We start from the raw sequence: 1,274 nt of genomic DNA, 5'->3' as shown, positions 1-1,274 counted from the left end.
CTTTTTGAGTGTTCATATCTTTGTTCCTAGTTTCAAATTTGGCTCGAGATCGCAGAGCCAAACTATCTGGTATCTCAAATCAATCTGTTAAAGCGTGCGTTGGAAAAACGGCGCTAGAGCGCCAATCGCTTCTGCGATAGGGGTTTCACCATCATAAAGATCCATGTGATTTGCGCCGTCAACGACATACAAGTGTTTATCCGTACTTGCCGCTCGTTCCATTAGGTCATCGCTCATCCATTTACTGCCAGCCTCGCTACCGACAACGGTCAGCAATGGCTGAGTCAAGAACGCTTCTGCTTTGAAAAACGCATCGTAAGTGATGATTTGATTCAAACTACGTGCGGTTGCAAAGCCCGGCGCTGTGCAATATGCCGCGCGATCGGTGTGGTAATACTCCCACGCTTGGCGTAACTCTTCGTTTGGCGCGTCTTCTTCTTTTAACGGCGCCATTGGGATTGTGACAAACTCAGCGCCGCTCGCGTCTGAAGTTCTGGCGAGTGACCCCGCTTCGATGTAAGGGATGGCGTCGCTGTCTTTCACACTGTTATCCCAACCATTACGGAACATTTGACCGATATTAACCATGCTGACGGTACCGACAGCCTTAATTCGGCGGTCATTAATCGCTGCGTTCGCGGTGTAACCAGCACCTGCACAAATCCCCATTGCACCAATGCGTTCGTTATCTACGTAGTCAAGAGTGGTGAGATAATCGATAACGGCACTCACATCTTCGGTACGAATGTGAGGGTTTTCTAGTTGGCGAGGCTCACCTGTACTTTCGCCCTGAAACGATGCGTCGAATGCGATAGTCACGAAGCCATGTTCTGATAGTTTTTTCGCGTAGGTTCCCGCTGTCTGCTCTTTAACGCCGCCACCAGGATGAGAAACTACAATGGCAGGATACGGTTTAGATTCATCAAAGTTTTCAGGAACGTTAATCACCGCTGCAATAGAGATGCCCAGACCATTTAGATTTTTGAAAGTAACTTTAGACATAACGAAATTCTCCTGTAGCGTTTCACTGTTTTGTCTCGTGGGGCGTAAGCCTTGAGTTAATACTAGTGAACGAACTGTATTAGATAAATATCGTTTTACACACATGACTGTTAAGTTATACTTAACAAATGGCTATTGAACCTTCCCTAATATCTTCACTAACGTGGTTTGCGCATGTAGCGCGCCATCGCAGTTTTACGAAAGCCGCCTCCGAAATGGGAGTGACGCGGGCTGCATTGTCGCAGCATGTGAAAGGGCTAGAAAAACAACTT

The 1,274-nt window shown here is 47.2% G+C and carries 2 protein-coding genes; one reads left to right on the top strand and one right to left on the bottom strand.

The annotated features are described in order from the left end of the window. Window positions 1-87 precede the first annotated feature (87 nt). Entirely contained in the window at window positions 88-1,002 is a 915-nt protein-coding gene (locus R8N28_RS25325) for an alpha/beta hydrolase (protein ID WP_318183673.1), read from the bottom strand. Window positions 1,003-1,130: 128 nt separating this feature from the next. On the opposite strand from R8N28_RS25325, the gene R8N28_RS25320 reads away from it, so the two are divergent. Beyond that, window positions 1,131-1,274: LysR family transcriptional regulator (locus tag R8N28_RS25320; protein ID WP_318183674.1), on the top strand; the 144-nt coding region annotated here is incomplete at its 3' end.

This window comes from Vibrio sp. Vb1554 (genome assembly GCF_033344235.1).
This window is presented reverse-complemented; position numbering and strand designations above follow the sequence as displayed.

Coding starts and splice junctions, on each gene's coding strand:
- R8N28_RS25325 (WP_318183673.1), bottom strand. CDS start 1,002: ATGTCTAAAGTTACTTTCAAAAATCTAAATGGTCTGGGCATCTCTATT.